Annotated in this window: 11 protein-coding genes; 7 read left to right on the top strand and 4 right to left on the bottom strand. The window is 51.1% G+C overall.

Annotated elements, in window-relative coordinates; genetic code table 11:
* Positions 1 to 5: 5 nt before the first annotated feature.
* Genes BM030_RS13480 through BM030_RS13460 form a run of 5 tightly spaced genes read left to right on the top strand, consistent with a single transcriptional unit; the run spans position 6 to position 9,836 of the window.
* Complete coding sequence (locus BM030_RS13480) at positions 6 to 1,514, top strand: sulfatase family protein (protein ID WP_170845734.1); 1,509 nt, start codon at positions 6 to 8, stop codon at positions 1,512 to 1,514.
* 3 nt (positions 1,515 to 1,517) lie between these two features.
* Positions 1,518 to 5,135, top strand: a complete 3,618-nt coding sequence (locus tag BM030_RS13475) for a sulfatase-like hydrolase/transferase (protein WP_090974130.1) — start codon at positions 1,518 to 1,520, stop codon at positions 5,133 to 5,135.
* Between the two features lie 34 nt (positions 5,136 to 5,169).
* On the top strand, positions 5,170 to 6,657 hold the full coding sequence (locus BM030_RS13470) for a sulfatase family protein (RefSeq protein ID WP_170845733.1): 1,488 nt from the start codon (positions 5,170 to 5,172) through the stop codon (positions 6,655 to 6,657).
* A 21-nt stretch (positions 6,658 to 6,678) separates the two neighbouring features.
* Positions 6,679 to 8,067 (top strand): sulfatase family protein, encoded by a 1,389-nt coding sequence (locus BM030_RS13465; RefSeq protein WP_090974210.1) that lies wholly within the window; start codon positions 6,679 to 6,681, stop codon positions 8,065 to 8,067.
* A gap of 38 nt (positions 8,068 to 8,105) precedes the next feature.
* Positions 8,106 to 9,836: an arylsulfatase gene (locus BM030_RS13460; protein ID WP_170845732.1), complete on the top strand. Its 1,731-nt coding sequence runs from the start codon at positions 8,106 to 8,108 to the stop codon at positions 9,834 to 9,836.
* A gap of 7 nt (positions 9,837 to 9,843) precedes the next feature.
* Here BM030_RS13460 and BM030_RS13455 read toward each other — a convergent pair whose 3' ends face one another.
* Positions 9,844 to 10,395 carry an RNA methyltransferase gene (locus tag BM030_RS13455; RefSeq protein WP_090974127.1) on the bottom strand — a complete coding sequence of 184 codons (552 nt, stop codon included), beginning with the start codon at positions 10,393 to 10,395 and terminating at the stop codon, positions 9,844 to 9,846.
* Positions 10,396 to 10,506: 111 nt separating this feature from the next.
* Here BM030_RS13455 and rpsT point away from each other — a divergent pair, with 111 nt between their 5' ends.
* On the top strand, positions 10,507 to 10,761 hold the full coding sequence (gene rpsT / locus BM030_RS13450) for a 30S ribosomal protein S20 (RefSeq protein ID WP_090974126.1): 255 nt from the start codon (positions 10,507 to 10,509) through the stop codon (positions 10,759 to 10,761).
* Between the two features lie 550 nt (positions 10,762 to 11,311).
* Here the strand turns inward: rpsT and BM030_RS13445 are convergent.
* Together BM030_RS13445 and BM030_RS13440 are read right to left on the bottom strand one after the other, a co-directional pair.
* On the bottom strand, positions 11,312 to 12,166 hold the full coding sequence (locus tag BM030_RS13445; protein ID WP_090974125.1) for a 3-keto-disaccharide hydrolase: 855 nt from the start codon (positions 12,164 to 12,166) through the stop codon (positions 11,312 to 11,314).
* Positions 12,167 to 12,194: 28 nt separating this feature from the next.
* Positions 12,195 to 13,007: an AraC family transcriptional regulator gene (locus tag BM030_RS13440; RefSeq protein WP_090974124.1), complete on the bottom strand. Its 813-nt coding sequence runs from the start codon at positions 13,005 to 13,007 to the stop codon at positions 12,195 to 12,197.
* A 157-nt stretch (positions 13,008 to 13,164) separates the two neighbouring features.
* Between BM030_RS13440 and BM030_RS13435 the strand changes: the two genes are divergently transcribed.
* Positions 13,165 to 14,655, top strand: coding sequence for a succinate CoA transferase (locus BM030_RS13435; RefSeq protein WP_090974123.1), 1,491 nt, complete (start codon positions 13,165 to 13,167; stop codon positions 14,653 to 14,655).
* 28 nt (positions 14,656 to 14,683) lie between these two features.
* Here BM030_RS13435 and gldG read toward each other — a convergent pair whose 3' ends face one another.
* Complete coding sequence (gene gldG, locus BM030_RS13430) at positions 14,684 to 17,101, bottom strand: gliding motility-associated ABC transporter substrate-binding protein GldG (protein WP_090974122.1); 2,418 nt, start codon at positions 17,099 to 17,101, stop codon at positions 14,684 to 14,686.
* Positions 17,102 to 17,133 lie beyond the last annotated feature (32 nt).

Below are 17,133 nucleotides of genomic sequence, written 5' to 3'. Positions count from 1 at the left end.
ACAAAATGAGCAATATTAATAGCAAAGTAATCCGTAGCAGTATTGTTGGAGTTTTATTAGTAGGCCTGTTTTTCTTCGGGCCGTCATCAACCGTGTGCGCGGCATTGAAGGAAATGCCGCCTAAACACCAACGCAATATTGTGTTTATCCTCACCGATGACCACCGGTATGACTTTATGGGGTTTACAGGTAAGATTCCCTGGCAGGAAACGCCTAATATAGACAAGCTTTATGAGCAGGGTACGCACTTTAAAAATGCGTTTGTTACCACATCGCTATGTTCACCCAGTCGCGCGTCGATACTGACCGGACTGTATTCGCACGAACATACAATCGTGGACAATGTATCCGCAGAGCCTGAGAATCTCATTTATTTCCCGCAGTATTTGCAAGAAGCGGGTTATCAGACCGCGTTTTTTGGTAAATGGCATATGGGCGATCACAGTGACCACCCCCGGCCAGGCTTTGACCATTGGGAGAGTTTCGAAGGACAGGGCGTCTATTACAATCCGGTGTTGAACATCAACGGAACTAAGACAGCCTACGGCGATTCTACGTACATTACGGATTTACTCACCGATCATGCGTTGGACTGGTTGGAGACCAGGGACCAGAAAAAACCGTTCTTTCTCTATTTATCGCATAAAGCGGTGCATGCGCCGTTGACGCCGGCCAAAAGGCATAAAGGTGTATATGACGACAAGCCTTATCGTTATCCGAGCACGTATTACCAGACGTTGGGCGATGAATACCGCGACCTGGGTTGGCCGGAGTGGGTCAAGCAGCAGCGGTACAGCTGGCACGGTGTGGATTTTGCGTATCACCGCCACGGCACACTGGACGACTATGTGCGTGCGTATTGTGAGACGTTTTTAGCGGTTGATGAGAGCATCGGTGCCGTAATGGACCACCTGGAGCGCGAAGGACTTGCGGAAAACACGCTCGTTATTTATATGGGAGACAATGGCTTCAGCTGGGGTGAGCATGGGCTTATTGATAAACGGCATTTCTACGAGGAGTCTGTAAAGGTGCCCTTTTTAATCTATTGTCCCGGACTGTCCAAAGGGAGACAAACCATTCCAGCACTGATTCAGAATATCGATGTAGCGCCTACGGTTCTTGATTATGCCGGGATAGCAAAGCCGGAGTACATGCCCGGTGCATCGATCATCGATTTGTTGCGCGATGGTCCGGTAGCTTGGCGCGACCGGATATTTTACGAGTATTATTGGGAATACGATTTTCCCATGACGCCTACGGTATTCGGTGTTCGGACCGATAAATATAAATACATCCGATACCACGGTGTCTGGGGAAGCAATGAGTTATATGATATTGAAAACGACCCGGACGAACAGATTAATTTGATCGCCAAGCCCGAGTACCAAGAAATTACGCGGGAGTTGGCTCGCGAGTTGTTTGATTGGCTGGAGCAGACGGGAGGAATGCAGATCCCGCTGAAGCGGACCGTCAAGCATCCGTTTGGCGACTTCAAAAACCCAAACAATCTCTGATAGATGAAACGATTGCTTTTTTTATCCTTGTTTGGCCTGCCGACACTTTATGCTCAGCCTGTTGACCATCAGTCTGCAGATACTCCACATATCGTCATCATCTTGGTCGACGATTTAGGTTATGCGGATTTAAGTTGTTATGGATCGAAAGACATGCGGACGCCGCATATTGATGCACTGGCCAAAGATGGGATGATGTTTACCAATTTTTATGCAAATTCGGCTGTTTGTTCGCCGACACGCGCGTCGCTGCTCTCGGGCTGTTATCCCGAGGCCGTCGGTGTTCGGGGTGTTATCCGGACGAACGCCGAAAATTCATGGGGGTACCTCGATCCCAATGCTACGTTAATGCCTGATGCACTACGGCGTTCTGGATACCATACGGCGTTGGTGGGGAAGTGGCACCTTGGACTGGAAGCACCGAATTTGCCCAATCTGAGGGGGTTCGATTTGTTCCGTGGTTTTCTGGGCGATATGATGGATGACTACTATACGCATCTCCGGCATGACATAAACTACATGCGTGAAAATGACCGGGAGGTTTCAGCTGAAGGGCATGCTACGGATGTTTTTACCGCTTGGGCAGTCGATTACATTAACGAACGGGCTACCGAAGATCAGCCATTTTTCCTGTACCTTGCTTATAATGCTCCGCATGATCCGATCCAGCCTCCCCGGAACTGGGTAAAGCGGGTCATGGAGCGCCAGCCGGGCATCGCCAAACCGAGAGCTGAACTCGTAGCGCTCATCGAACATTTGGATGCCGGCGTGGGTCGGGTGGTTCAGGCATTGAAAGCGCACGGGATTTATGAGCGGACCATGATCATTTTTTCGAGCGATAACGGTGGTCGGTTGGATTTGGGCGCCAACAATGGTCCGTACCGGGATGGCAAAGCATCAATGTATGAAGGGGGCTTGCGTGTGCCTACAATCGTCACTTATCCCCGGGGCGTAAAGGCTGGCTCGATATCCGATGACGTCTTGTTGACCATGGATATTTTCCCAACGGTGATGGAGATGCTCGGCGCGTCATCACCTCAGGGCATCGACGGCAGCAGCTTTTATCCTGCATTGACGGGAGAGTCACAGCAGCATTCCCGGCCGCTTTTTTTCAGTATGCGTGATGGTAAGCCAAGTATGGGGGGGAAGCCGATTGATGCTGCCCGGTTGGGACCGTATAAACTGGTACAGAATAATCCGTTCGATAGTCGCGAACTTTTCGACCTTTTGAAAGATCCCGGTGAAACTACAGATATTATTGCCGACTCGGCGCGGGTTGCCGAAAAACTGGCCAACCTGTTGCGTAGCCATATGTTAAAGCAGGGGAAGGTCCCATGGCAGCGCCCGGATGCCGATGCCGTCCGGACCTATGGCCAGCGGGATATCTATGTTTCGCCAACCGGCAATGACCAGGCAACCGGAACGCGGGAGCAACCGCTGGCATCGTTGGCGAAAGCACGTGATATCGTCCGTCAGTGGAAAGCGGATTCCCAGCTTGCAGATACGGTTACAGTATGGTTGATGGATGGGGAGTATTATTTGGATACTTCATTTGTGTTGACCCAGGAGGACAGTGGTTCTGTGCAGGCGCCCATCCGATACCGGGCAGAAAATCCGGGACGGGCGTACGTGCGTGGGGCTATTCCGGTACCCTGCACTGCCTTCAAAAAGGCTGTTGATTTAGCCGCCGATGAGGGCGTCCCCGCTGATGTCCGTAGGTACGTCCGTTATATCGATTTACGTGACGTCGTTGGAACGCGGAAATGGCCGAAGATAACGGGCACCAGTCCGGGTACGCAGTTGTTTTATCAGGGGGAGCAGATGCCGCTGGCCCGGTGGCCCAATTACCACTACCTGCCGGTAGTCGCTGTTGACAGCGCAAAGCTCATAGACGAGGCCGGCATGAAACGCGGCAGCAAAAGTGGTGCCTTTCACTATGAGGGAAACCGTCCGTCGCGATGGAAAAATAGGGCGGATATATGGATGTACGGGTACTGGTATAAAGATTGGCACGATGCATATGTGCCGGTAAAGGCTATCGACACGCTGACACGTACCGTGCAACTGGCTACTCCACCCGCTTTCGGTGTTGTCAAAGATCAGCGGTATTATGCACTCAATATTCTGGAGGAGCTGGATGAACCGGGAGAGTGGTACCTGGATAGGCAACGTGGGCGGCTGTATTGGTGGCCGCCGGGTGATTGTACGGCAGATTCCGTTTTCTTGTCGTATTTAACTGTGCCGCTGGTTGTCTTGAACGGGGCTTCGCACGTCACGGTGCAGGATCTGGTGGTTGAGATGAGCGTGGGCGACGGTATGATTATCGAAGGCGGCCAACGTATAAATATCGAGGGGTGTACTATCCGGCACTTAGGCGGTCATGGAGTCACCGTTGTGGAAGGGAGGCAGCATGTTATCAGCAGGAACCGCATCAACCATGTCGGCCGGAAAGGTGTGCAGGTAGCTGCTGGCGATCGCCTTACGCTACAGCCGGCAGCACACCGGATCGACAGCAACCACATTCATCATTACGGAACCTGGCTTCATTGCTATGAACAAGCCATCCTATTGAAAGGCGTGGGGAATAGGGCAGCCTATAATCACATACACGATGGGTTTCACAGCGCCATCCAGTTTGCCGGCAACGACCACATCATGGAACATAATGAAATCTATCGGGTACTGTTGGAGACCGGTGAGATGGGAGCATTCTATACGGGCAGAGACTGGAGTGCAAGGGGAAATATAATCCGGCACAATTACGTGCATCACGCACCGGGTTATGTAAACAGCTTAGGTGCCAGGGGAATTCATTTGGATGACTGCGCCAGCGGCGTCTTGATGTATGGCAACGTGTTCGAGGGGATTGGTGACGCTGCAGTGCTGATCGGCGGTGGACGGGATAATGTGGTCCGCGAAAATAGTTTTCTGGATTGTGGTGTGGGCGTGCATGTCGATAATCGGGGGAAGACCTGGGCCGGGCGGCTGATTATGGCAAAGAACGGATCATCTTGGGATTTATTTGCGAAACTAAGGCAGGTAAAGCACGATCAGCCGCCGTATAGTCAACGGTATCCTGCACTTGCAGGTATATTGACGGACGACCCGCTAAGTGCTTCGGGTAACCGTATTGAGGGCAACCTGTTTCGCCGGGGCGCGTGGTTGCGGCTCCGTGACGGTATGGATACGGCGTCTGCCCATCGTCTTCTGATTACCGGCAACGATGTCAAGGAGAAAACGGCAGTGGATAGTGCGTACTATCCGAAAGGGAGGGAAATGTCGCGTCTGCAGCAGCTGATCCTGACACTTCACTTGCCCCACAGGCCGGAAATCAGTGGTGGTGGCAATCACCGCGTTCCCGTTCGTTTGCGCATCCAGCATTTTGGAAACCGGGATGAGCAACGGGAAATCTGGTTGTTTTGTACCGATAAAACTGGTGAAATTATCTGGGAAGACCGCTTTATGGTGACGCTTTCGGCAGGCGAAGAGCTGTTGCTCAACCGAGCGGCTTTCCCCAAGACCGGCACGCCGGAATTTTTTGTAAATGCGAAAATGACTGGAGACCGCCATACCATTTCCGTGCCTTACTATTTGCCACCGCACCGGGATGTACACTTTTAATCGCACAACGTAAACCAAGGAAATGACAAAGAAAATGATAAAAACGGTTTTGGGGTTGACGTGCTTGATGGGAACCCTGACGTGTGCCCCCAAGCCGGATAAAAAGCTCAATATCTTATTTTTATTTGCCGATGATCAACGGTATGGAACTATTGGTGCACTGGGTGGTGCCGAGGTACAGACCCCTCATCTGGACCAACTTGTCCAACAGGGCACCGCATTTACCAATACTTACATCATGGGATCCCAGAGTCCTGCGGTTTGTGCGCCCAGCCGGGCGATGCTCATGACCGGTCGGCATGTGTTCCATATCGATCCTCAGGGTACGACCATTGACTCCGCACACCAAACCATTGGTCAGCTGTTGCTCGCCAGCGGTTATCACACCTTCGGAACCGGCAAATGGCATAACGGAAAGCCTTCTTTCGCGCGAAGTTTTGATCATGGCGGGAAAATCATGTTCGGGGGTATGAGTAGCCATTACCGCATCCCCATTCACGACTTTCAGACGTCCGGTGAGTACGGAAAGCCCTATCTGTTGGAAGATCAGCATTCAACTGAAGTTTATGCTGATGAAGCGATCCGCTTTTTGGATACATACAACAGCGACAATCCATTTTTTATGTATGTAGCTTTTCAGGCGCCGCATGATCCGCGGCAGGTGCCCGCAGAGTTCTGGGGAAAATACGACGAGGATCAACTGTCCATTCCACCCAATTTTCTGCCGGCGCACCCATTTAATAACGGTGAGATGAAGGTGCGTGATGAGCTGGTTACCGGTTTCCCTCGTCAAGAAACAGAAATCAGGAAGAATTTAAGGGCATACTATGCGTTGATTTCCCACTTGGATCATCATGTCGGCCGGGTCATTTCGGCGCTTAAAAAAAGGGGATTATATGAAAACACGATCATTATTTTCGCTGCAGATAATGGTCTTGCGGTGGGACAGCATGGACTAATGGGTAAGCAAAACCTATATGAGCACAGCATCAAGGTGCCGATGGTTTGGTCCGGACCAGGTATTAAATCCCAGCAAATAAGCGATGCGTCTGTCTATCTGAATGATATTTTTCCAACACTTTGCGAGCTGCTCGGTAAGGAAAAGCCATCATCGGTAGACGCCAAAAGCTTTGCCTCCATATTGGCAGGGAAGCAGGACGTTGTGCATGACGCCACGTTCCACATTTACAAGAATACGCAACGTGCAGTACGTAAAGGTGACTGGAAACTTATCCGCTACATGGTTAACGGCGTATCCACGACACAGCTGTTTAATCTTCGGGAAGACCCCTGGGAGATCGATAACCTTGCCGAAGATAGGCGGTATCAGGATACGGTTGCCGCATTGAACAACCGGTTAGCCGCATTGATGTCTGCATATGGCGATGAGGTGGATTTGGAAAAGGCCGACTGGGGAGTGTCCCAGCACGGCGGGGAATGGGCCGACGAATTCAGGAACCGACCTGCGGAATTAAAAGCGATGATGGATCTAACCATCGGTTATGAAGTTTGGGAAAAATAGTAATGGGATAAGGCAATGTACATGAAACGATTAATTTTTAATGCGATTTCCAGCTGTTTGTTGATAGCGATACACCCCGGCCGCTGTGATGCGCAAAGTGAACGGCCGAATGTGATCATCATCTTTTGCGATGATCTGGGGTACGGCGACCTGGGCGTTTATGGCCACCCGACGATTGCTACCCCCAACCTTGACCGCTTGGCCACCGAAGGCCAGAAGTGGACCAATTTTTATTGTGCAGCACCGGTATGCACACCCAGCCGGGCCGGACTGATGACCGGCAGATTGCCCGTGCGGAGCGGCATGGCCAGTAAGCGGAAGCGCGTTTTATTCCCGGACTCCAAGGGCGGGTTGCCTCAGACTGAAATTACACTGGCACGGCATCTCAAGAAAGCGGGTTATGCCACGGGAATCATTGGAAAGTGGCACCTTGGACACCTTGAAGAATATACGCCCATGGCCCATGGTTTTGATTACTACTTCGGTATTCCGTACAGTAACGATATGGACCGCATTCAGGAAGGGGAATATTTTGCTTCCATTAAACAACAGCCCCCTACGGAACAATTCAATGTGCCGCTCGTGCGGAATAATGAAATCATCGAACGACCGGCCAATCAGCACACCATCACCAGACGGTATACCGAAGAAGCAGTGAGGTTTATTCATACGCATCAGGACAAACGGTTCTTCCTATATTTGGCACACTCCATGCCGCATGTGCCGCTCTTCGCGTCTGCGCCATTCAAGGGCAAAAGTGCCCGGGGATTGTACGGAGATGTTGTGGAAGAGATTGATTGGAGTGTCGGCCGGGTCATTGATGCATTGAAAGCGACGGGGCTCGACCGGAATACATTGGTGGTGTTTACTTCCGACAACGGCCCGTGGCTTATTTTCGAAGAACAGGGGGGGAGCGCGGGGCTGCTGCGGGGCGGCAAAGGGGGCACGTTTGAAGGGGGCATGCGTGAACCGGCCATTTTCTGGTGGCCCAGCAAAATCAAACCCGGAGTCGTCCGGGAACTCGGCAGCACACTCGACCTGTTTCCCACCCTGTCCGCTATTGCCGGACTGGATTTACCGGATGACAGGGTTTACGATGGGTACGATCTGCTGGGCACACTGCTGGATGGCGCCAAGAGTCCGCGTGAGGAAATTTTTTACTATCGCGATGAAGAGGTTTATGCCATCAGGCAAGGGCCTTATAAAGTGCATTTCATCACGCAGGAGGATGCATCTCCCTATCATGAGCGAACCGTACACGCCGATCCGTTGTTATATCATGTCGACCACGACCCGGGAGAACGGGTGGACATCGCTGATAAGCATCCTGGCCGCATTGAGGCATTCCGCCAGTTGCTTGAACGGCACAACGCGACTATTCGGCCCGTAGTAAATCAGTTGGAACGTTAGTGATGATGTTAAGCCATAGAAGTAATATAGTTAAAGGTATGCTATGCGGTGTCTTGCTTGGTATGGCCATCACGTCCAGCAGCGCCCAGCAGCGTCCCAATATTGTGTTGGTGATGGCTGACGATGTAGGTTACGGTGATATCGGTAGACTTGGCAGCCCGATTATCCAGACACCACATCTCGACCGGCTGCATGACGAGAGTATCCGGCTTACCAACTACCACACCGGTACAACCTGTTCGCCCACGCGTGCCGGGCTGCTGACCGGGCAGCATTATAATAAAATAGGCGTATGGCATACTATCATGGGGCGGTCACTGCTACGGCCGGACATCATGACCTTGCCGGAAATTCTAGTCCGGAACGGATACCATACCGCCATTTTCGGAAAATGGCATTTGGGTGATAATCGCCCGATGCGCCCGCAGGACCGGGGCTTCCAATATACGCTCATTCATGGGGGAGGCGGAATCGGGCAAACACCCGATTACTGGGGGAATACCTATTTCGACGATACGTATTGTAGGAATGGGGTAGCGGAGCGTTTTATCGGGTACTGTACAGACATCTGGTTTGACGAAGCGCTTCAATACATGGAAAACCACGTAAAAAGCGGAGGGCATCAACCTTTTTTCTGTTACTTGCCGCTGAACGCCGCCCATAAGCCCCATCGCGCTCCAAGTAGGTATATAGACAAGTATAAAGACCAAGCAGATGCTGTAGATCCGATATACAATGCCATGGTAGATAATATAGATGAAAACATGGGCAGGTTAATGGACAAGCTGTCGGAATGGGGTATAAGCGATAATACCATCCTCATATTTACTTCCGACAACGGCACATCCAATGGAGGTGGCGTAAGGGTAGACCGGCACGGCTTTGTTACCCACGGATACAACGCCGGGATGCGCGGGGTGAAAGGTCAGCCGTATGAAGGCGGGCATCGTCTCCCGTTCTTTATTCGTTATCCGGATGCTGTCTGGTCAACTGGAAAAAATGTCAATCAGCTTAGCTCCTGCCTCGATGTATTACCAACATTACTCGCGTTATGCGGCATAAGGGATACCTTAAAAGGATTGGATGGCGAAAATTTGGTGCCTTACTTGGAGGGAAAGCCAGCCGATCCAGGCAAAATATATATCGCCGACACCCAGCGCGGGCGTTACTTGCAGAAATATAAAGCCTATTGTGTGATGAAGGGCGATTGGCGGCTGGTGAATGGCGAGCTGTTTAACCTGGCCGATGACCCAGAGCAACGACGTAATGTGGCTATGCGGTATCCCGACACGGCGGTAATGCTAAAACAGGAATACGAACGATGGTGGTCTGAAGTTGAAGCGGAAAATACGCGATACCCTTTTGTTCGCATACCGATTTCTCCCGTAGCGCAAACGCCTATTAATTGCATGGACTTATTCCCCGATGACGAGAGCTATCCGGCTTGGAGCCAAGAGCTGATTCGGCGTGAGAAAAATAGCGCTTCAGGCGTCTGGAAGCTCTCCATACCGGAAGGCGGCCGCTATAAAATCATTGTTCGGCAGTTTCCACTGGAGGCTGCCGATAACGAACAACCCGAGTTCGATGAGGCGGGACAAAGTTTCATTCAACTAAACGGATCCCCTCCAGTGATCCGGTCGGGCCTTAGGTTAAAAACTGCGTCATACGAAGTGGAGCTTACCAAAGGGGACCTTGATTTCAGGGCGGGATTTATCGATCCACGGGGCGAAAAAGTAGCTGCCCAATATGTGTATTTCCAAAAGCAATAGGATGCTGCTATTTTACTGGTGCCGATTTTTGGAAATGCAGCTCAGCATAAAAACTCCACAGGACGATGCCGATTGAAACGGCGATGTTCAACGAATGTTTGGTGCCTGATTGCGGGATTTCAATACAGGCGTCTACGTTTGCCATCACGTCATCAGAAACACCATGCACTTCGTTGCCGAAGACCAGCGCATATTTTTCGGTTTCTGTAGGTTTGAATTGCTGAAGGGGGATGCTGCCTTTTGCCTGCTCCACGGCTACAATACGATAGCCTTCCTTGCGGAGGTCCCGGACAGCCGCCGAAGTGTCCCCGACATGGCTCCATGTTACTGATTGGGTAGCTCCCAACGCTGTTTTCTCGATTTCACGGTGCGGGGGGCGGCCGGTAATTCCGCAAAGTATGATACGTTCCACCGCAAAGGCATCTGAGGTACGGAACGCAGACCCTACATTGTGCATGCTGCGTACATTGTCAAGCACCAATGCCACAGGAAGTTTGTCCTGTGCTTTAAACGTCTCGACAGACGGCCGCTGCAATTCCTCCATGGATAATTTCTGCATGGGGCAAATATAGCAGGATAGTGCTTAAATTTTGCCGGAATAGTTTTGAATATTAAAAAAAGGTGGTATCTTTGCGGTCTGAAAAAAGAGTAACATTTTTTAGCTAAATAAATGGCAAATCATAAATCAGCAATTAAAAGAATCCGGTCTAACGCTGCGAAGCGTCTGAGGAACCGTTATCAGGCAAAGACTACGCGTAATGCAATCAAGAAACTGCGCAGCACAACCAACGCGGAAGAAGCAAAGACATTGTTGCCGCGGGTAATATCTATGCTTGACCGTTTGGCCAAGAAAAATGTCATCCATAAGAATAAGGCTTCTAACAATAAATCGAAGCTTACTAAGTTTGTAAATAACTTGTCATAATACTACAGCTCATAATAAGGCAAAAGGCCGCCCCGATTTCCGGGGCGGCCTTTTGCTGTTTGCCGTGTATGCCAACAGCACCTTAACTACCCCCTTTCTTCCGACCAAATTCCCCCGTCTCCCACGGTCCGCTTTGGGCTGGTCCACGGCGTGTCCACAAAATTCCAAAGAAAAAGCAAAGCAGGGGCAAAGCAATCCTAAAGATACGGCGGGAGACAGTGGGGAGAAAGTCAGTAAAAAGTCGGGAGAAAGCTACCAAAATGATGAGCTCGTCTGTGTGCCTTGCGTTCACCGCCCGGAAATGCTTTTAAACCGTCCACTTCCGGCGGAAACCCGTACGGTGCCGCGGCATTTCAGAACGGTTTTAGGGCATTTCAGGACGGTTTTAGGGTATTTCCGGCTTTGCGAACGCCCTGCGGGCGAAGTCAAATCCGGCGTTTTTGCACACTGTTCCCTAATCTTAGCGAAGACGCATCACCCTGCTGGATAACCTATCAAGGAGTGGCATCATTGACAACGCGAAAGCAAAACAGCAGGTCACAGCCGCAGGTTACTGGCCATTTCCTGCCCCGGCCAACACTTCCCTAAGCTTTGCCTGATCATGTAGGTAAGGCTCCAGGTTAAGTAATTCTACCTTCCGGAAGTCAATGGGATGGCTCTCGCTCTGCAACGAGATGTAGCCGCTTTTCAATGGTTTTCCATCTTGTTTTACAGCTGGGTCGAAGTTTGATACGCTACCACCGCCGATTTGTGGTTTATAGTATGTTAATACCGTGTCGCCCTCGAGAATGTGGTGTACCACGGAGTCGGCCAATACCAGGAACTCAGCCGTAACCCACTGGTCGCCATGGTAGGTCTTGGAGCTTGAACTGGTGCAGTGGGGCGTAAACAGCTCGCCATCTGTTTCCATCAGCACGTTCGTGCCGGGCGTACAGAGATTACTGGTGGTACGTTCGTTGGTGCCATCGCCACCGAGCAGTTGCCCTTCTATGGAGATGGGGAAATCTTGATCTTTCAGCATTGTTTTGGGATCCTGCCCATGTAGCATAGCACCGCTATTGCGCCATGCCCAGCCTTCGCCACCGGGAGCTTGTTCGCCGATAAAGCGGTACTCCACGCGGAGAAGATACGCAGAAAACGGCGTGTTATAGTGAATGTGGCCATATTGAAAATCGAAGTCGGTATAGCCGTCGTACCTTACTTTGAGCAGACCGTCTTCCACCCGGAACGTGTTGGCGTAGTTTTCGCCTACGTCGTGTTTCGCAATTTTAACGGTCCAGTCGTTGAGGTCTTTTCCGTTGAAGAGCTGTATCCACTGTGGGGTGCTTTCGCTTTCCTTGGCGGCGTTCGTGCACGCGCATACGGCGGCGGCCAGTGTTGCCGCGATGATGAGGGTTGTTTTCATTGCTGTTGTAATTGGTGTCTTTTTCAATTTAGCTGTACCATAGTCCCCGATGTTTCACGTATTCACTGGGTCTTACCCCAATGATCTTAGTAAACGTATTGCTGAATGTGGGCAAGCTGCTGTACCCTACTTTGGTTGCCACTTCGTTAATACTCAGTTTGTCGTCCAGCAGCAGTTTCAGGCCTTTCAGCATGCGCAAGATAGTAAAATACTGGATAAACGACATGTTGAGTTCTTTCTGGAATAAGCGGGCGAGCGAACGCTCGCTGATGCCGAAGCGGTCGGCCAGGTGCTTAAAGCCGAGGTTGTCGGCAATATGTTTATCGAGGTAATCGACAATTTTCACCAACCGGGGGTCATCCGGGTAGGGCAGGGCGAGGGGCAAGGCATCCCGTCCCAGCTCGGGCAGCAGCATTTTGAATGCCTTTGCGATGCTATACCGGCTTTCGTCTTCCGGACGGATGTTACCGTTCCACCGGTTCGTAAACATCATCAGCTCCATTAGCAGGTCGTTCACCGGATAAATGGCCGTTCGTGCATAGAATACATCGTCTGAGTCGCTTACGGGGAAATACAGGTTGCGCATAATTACTTCTGGTGTGCTGGGATGTATGCTATGCAGCACTCCTGCGGGAATCCAGATGTAGTGTCTTGCTGGAAGGAAATACGACTGTTCCGGTGTGTTCAGGTACACTACACCACCTTCCGTATAAAGGAATTGGCCTTTACGGTGGCTATGTTCGGGGATGAATTTTTCGCCCATCACAGCATGATGACAATAAATGGTGTCGGGGTAACGGTCAACCTCGGTGATGTAATACCTGTTTACGTAATTCTCCATTCCGGTTTATTGTGAAATTGCGGCTAAATTAAAGAAAAATGTCATTCTTTGTCTAAAATGGATAAAATTATGGCCATATGTAATAAATTCAGGCGAGATATAACGTTTACTATTGTATAGTAATATAACATAGGATATCAGTTAAACGTCAATTAATATGCCTTACGGAAGAATAAAAGCAGCGAGCCTGTTTGACAAAGTGACCACGGCTGAGCAAGCAGCGCAACTATTTAAAGACGGTATGGTGGTGGGGGCCAGCGGGTTTACCAAGGCCGGAGACAGCAAGGTGGTGCTTGATGCACTGGCGAAACGCGCAGCGAAAGAAGCCATTAAGATTACGTTGATGACCGGCGCATCCTTAGGACATGACACAGACGCCAAACTCGCCAGCGCGGGTGCGCTCGCCAAGCGTATGCCCTTTCAGGTAGACCGCGTGCTTCGTACGGCTATCAATGCAGGTGAAGTGTTGTTCATTGATCAGCACCTTAGTGAAAGTGCTGAATTGCTGCATAACCGGTGCTTACCTCCGGTGGATATCGCAGTAATTGAAGCGGCTTTCATTGAAGCGGATGGCAGCATCGTACCCACCACGTCGGTAGGCAATTCGGTTACGTTTGCCGCTTTGGCTAAGCGGGTTATCATTGAAATCAATACTGCGGTGCCGGAGTCTATATATGGCTTGCACGACATCTTCCAACCAGATGATTATCCTTACCGCAATGTCATCCCCATTGTTGCGCCCGAAAACCGGATAGGCCGGAGGTCAATACCGGTGGATATCCATAAAATTGCTGCTATCGTCTTTACCGACATACCGGATAGTCCGGCAGACGTTGCGCCGCCAGATGCAAAGACTACTGCAATCGCAGGCCATCTGCTGCGGTTCTTCGAAAATGAAGTCAAGAAGGGCCATCTTACCGATAGGTTGCTGCCCTTGCAGGCAGGAATAGGCAAAGTTGCCAACGCAGTGCTGTCTGGCTTCGGGGAGAGCAACTTTTATGATTTACGCATGTTTTCGGAAGTGTTGCAAGACAGCACGTTTGATCTGTTAGATAGCGGGAAGATGAGTTTTGCCTCGGCTTCATCCATTACGGTGTCTGCGCCTTGCTACGAGCGAGTATTCGGCAATTTGCAAAAATATAAGGATCGGATAGTGCTGAGGCCGCAAAACATCAGTAATACACCCGGGCTTATCCGTCGTTTAGGGGTAATCGCCATCAACACGGCTATCGAATTTGATATTTACGGTAACGTGAACTCCACCCATATTTCCGGTACGAACATCATGAATGGTATCGGTGGTTCGGGCGATTTTGCGCGGAATGCGTACCTAAGCATCTTTGTTAGCCAGGCGGCTTCTAAAGATAACCGTATTTCCCATGTATTGCCTATGGTTTCGCATGTCGATCACACGGAGCATGATGTAGACATTTTGGTAACGGACATCGGATTAGCAGATTTGCGCGGATTGGCACCTCGCGAGCGTGCCCAAGCTGTTATTGACCATTGTGTGCACCCAGATTACCGGGACGCACTGCAATCGTATTTTGATCGTGCCCGACAGCTCAGAGGTGGCCATACCCCGCATCTACTGGAAGAAGCGTTCAGTTGGCATACGCGGTTAAGGGAAACCGGAAGCATGAAATAACACTGTGTCCTGTTGGGTTGCATACGGCCTATAAACGGCGTTGAATGGCGCGCTCATAGCGGCGCTTGCGGATGTAATACTGCAGTATGCCGAAGCATAAGAGCAGGACAGGAGGAAACGCAACGTTCAGTGTTTGCCAGAAGGTTTTTTCGCTGTTGACTTTCACTTGGTTCAGCAGGCGGAGCTTGATTTCCTTATCGCGCAGCGCAATCACCTCCGACCCGTTGGTAAGGTAATCCATCACGTTCAGCAAGAAGGAGCGGTTGCCGTACTGCTGTTCCGTGTAGCGATCCCAGCCCAGGGGGTACGGCGAATTGTCCGCGGGATTTACCTGCCCTTTGAATACGTCACCATCGGCTATGGCGACCATTTTGGCCGGCTGTCCGCGCTCCGGTGTAGTCATTGAAGCAGGTATCCCCGTGGGAACGGGGCGGTTTACGAATACCGAAGGAAAGCGCCCTTCCAGCAAGACGGCTGCTGGGTAAGGTTTTTTTCTGAACTGCTCCGGATCGGGCGTTTCTCCTGCAAGTTGCAGGGATACGGTCGCCGGGATGTTGAGCCGCCGCGAAAAGGGCGACGATTGCAGGATGACTGTCTTCCGGATGCCTTCAACGGCGATGGTATCGATGGTGCCGACAAATTCGCAGCGGATTCCATCTAAGTTTTTAAGCATGGGGTGTGGCGTGTCGGGCACCAATACGGGGTAAAACAGCCACGGAGCTAGTTCTATTTGCGTTTGGTTGCCCACGTGTCCGACGGTCAGCGGTATCTGTGCGCAGTTCATGTCTGCTATCAAATCATAATTGAACCGGACGCCGTAGGTAAACAAGAGATCGTCCAGGTTGAGCCGGTGCGCCACCGCAATTTGGTCGCCCGTTGTACGGAGGCTGTCTAAATCTGCGGTCGACTGATCAACGGCCCAGAGCAGGCTTCCTCCTTCCATTACAAAGTGGTTTATCTTGTACTTTTCGGTCTCGGTAAAGGGGCGGGTGGGTTTGGCGACGATAAGTGCGCTCAACTGACCGAGATCAGCCAGGCTTATGCTGTCCAAATTTACGAAGCCTACTGCATAACTGCTTATCAGGGCTTGAATGGCTCCTTGGAGTTGTACATTGTTCAATTCGCCGTGCCCTTCGGTAAAGCCCACTAAGGGGCGTCCGCCTTCGGCGACGTTACGCAGGGCCGACACAAAGGCATATTCCAGGTTCTCGACGGAATTATTCAACACTTGTTCATGCGATGCTCCGGTACGGTTTTGCAGCAGATTGACGGGGATTTCCACATCTTCCCCGGTGATGAGGGCTGCTGGAACAATCAATTGCTGCTTAAATCCGCTTGCTGTGCGGACGTTCAGGTTTGTCGGACTGATCCCGCGTTCAGCCAATGCCAGCATGTTTTCCTGCCGTTGCCGTGTATCACCGTCCAGGGGGTTGGCAAAGCTGAATGTCAGCTTTCCGCCGGAGTGTGCTTTGAGGTCATTGAGCAAATCGGTCGTAGCCCTTTTCAACCGGGTGAAGCCAGCGGGCAGTTCACCGTCAAGGAATACGGTTACATGGGTCGCAGCGCCCAGGCTGGCCAAGGTTTGTTTGGATAGGGGAGAAAGCGTATACCGTTTTTCGGCGGTGAAATCAATGCGGCTGACAATGCCGTGCCCCAATACGTTAATGAGTATTATGCCTGCAACTACGGCCATTCCCTGCCGGATAGCATGCTTGCGCGGTATGCGGTCCGCTGCCAGCGTTAACTGGGTCAGCGCGAGAAACAGCGTAGCAATGCTCAGAAAATAAGCCAAATCACGGCTGTCCAGTACGCCCCGGCTGATGGCTTCATAATGGGCTTGAATGCCTAACGCGGACACCTGATAGGCATAGGTCGAAAAAAGCTGTAAACCGCTCAGTGCATCAAACGCATAAAACAGTAGGAAAGAAAGGGCCAGCGCAATCAAGAAAGCCACAATAGCATTGCGGGTGAGCGCCGATGCAAACATGCCGATGGCGGCAAATGCACCGCCCAGTAAAAACAGACCGATATATGAACCGATAACCGCGCCGGAATCTATATTACCAACGGGCAATGCCAGCCTGTAAACCGATAAATAGTAGAGTAATGTGGGAACCAGCGCCAGCGCTACGATGGTGATGCTGCCCAGGTATTTGCCCAGTACGATTTCCCATAGGCGGACGGGGCGTGTCAGCAGCAGTTCCCATGTTCCTTCGTTTCTTTCGCCCGCAATAGTGCGCATGGTAATGGCAGGTATGAGAAACAGGAACAGATAAGGGCTCAGGTGGAAGAAACTTTCTATTGTCGTATAACCATACGCCAGTATACTGGTGTCCGGAAAAACCCAAAGGAGAAGACCTGTGGCCAGCAGGAACAGCCCGATGACCAGATAGCCGGTAAGTGTGTTGAAATAAGCGGCGATTTCTTTCCTGTAGATGCTTAGCAATTCCGTAGCGTTTTGAAGCTCCGAAAATAGGA

Source organism: Parapedobacter composti, assembly GCF_900112315.1.
GTDB classification, from domain to species: domain Bacteria; phylum Bacteroidota; class Bacteroidia; order Sphingobacteriales; family Sphingobacteriaceae; genus Parapedobacter; species Parapedobacter composti.
Note: the sequence above shows the minus strand (reverse complement) of the source record. Positions and strands in the feature narration are given on the sequence as shown.

Bases quoted from the DNA above. Each gene is read 5' to 3' on its own strand.
- BM030_RS13435 (WP_090974123.1), top strand. From the start codon at position 13,165: ATGCCTTACGGAAGAATAAAAGCAGCGAGCCTGTTTGACAAAGTGACC.
- BM030_RS13440 (WP_090974124.1), bottom strand. From the start codon at position 13,007: ATGGAGAATTACGTAAACAGGTATTACATCACCGAGGTTGACCGTTAC.
- BM030_RS13470 (WP_170845733.1), top strand. From the start codon at position 5,170: ATGATAAAAACGGTTTTGGGGTTGACGTGCTTGATGGGAACCCTGACG.
- rpsT (WP_090974126.1), top strand. From the start codon at position 10,507: ATGGCAAATCATAAATCAGCAATTAAAAGAATCCGGTCTAACGCTGCG.
- BM030_RS13480 (WP_170845734.1), top strand. From the start codon at position 6: ATGAGCAATATTAATAGCAAAGTAATCCGTAGCAGTATTGTTGGAGTT.
- BM030_RS13445 (WP_090974125.1), bottom strand. From the start codon at position 12,166: ATGAAAACAACCCTCATCATCGCGGCAACACTGGCCGCCGCCGTATGC.
- BM030_RS13475 (WP_090974130.1), top strand. From the start codon at position 1,518: ATGAAACGATTGCTTTTTTTATCCTTGTTTGGCCTGCCGACACTTTAT.
- BM030_RS13460 (WP_170845732.1), top strand. From the start codon at position 8,106: ATGCTATGCGGTGTCTTGCTTGGTATGGCCATCACGTCCAGCAGCGCC.
- BM030_RS13465 (WP_090974210.1), top strand. From the start codon at position 6,679: ATGAAACGATTAATTTTTAATGCGATTTCCAGCTGTTTGTTGATAGCG.
- BM030_RS13455 (WP_090974127.1), bottom strand. From the start codon at position 10,395: ATGCAGAAATTATCCATGGAGGAATTGCAGCGGCCGTCTGTCGAGACG.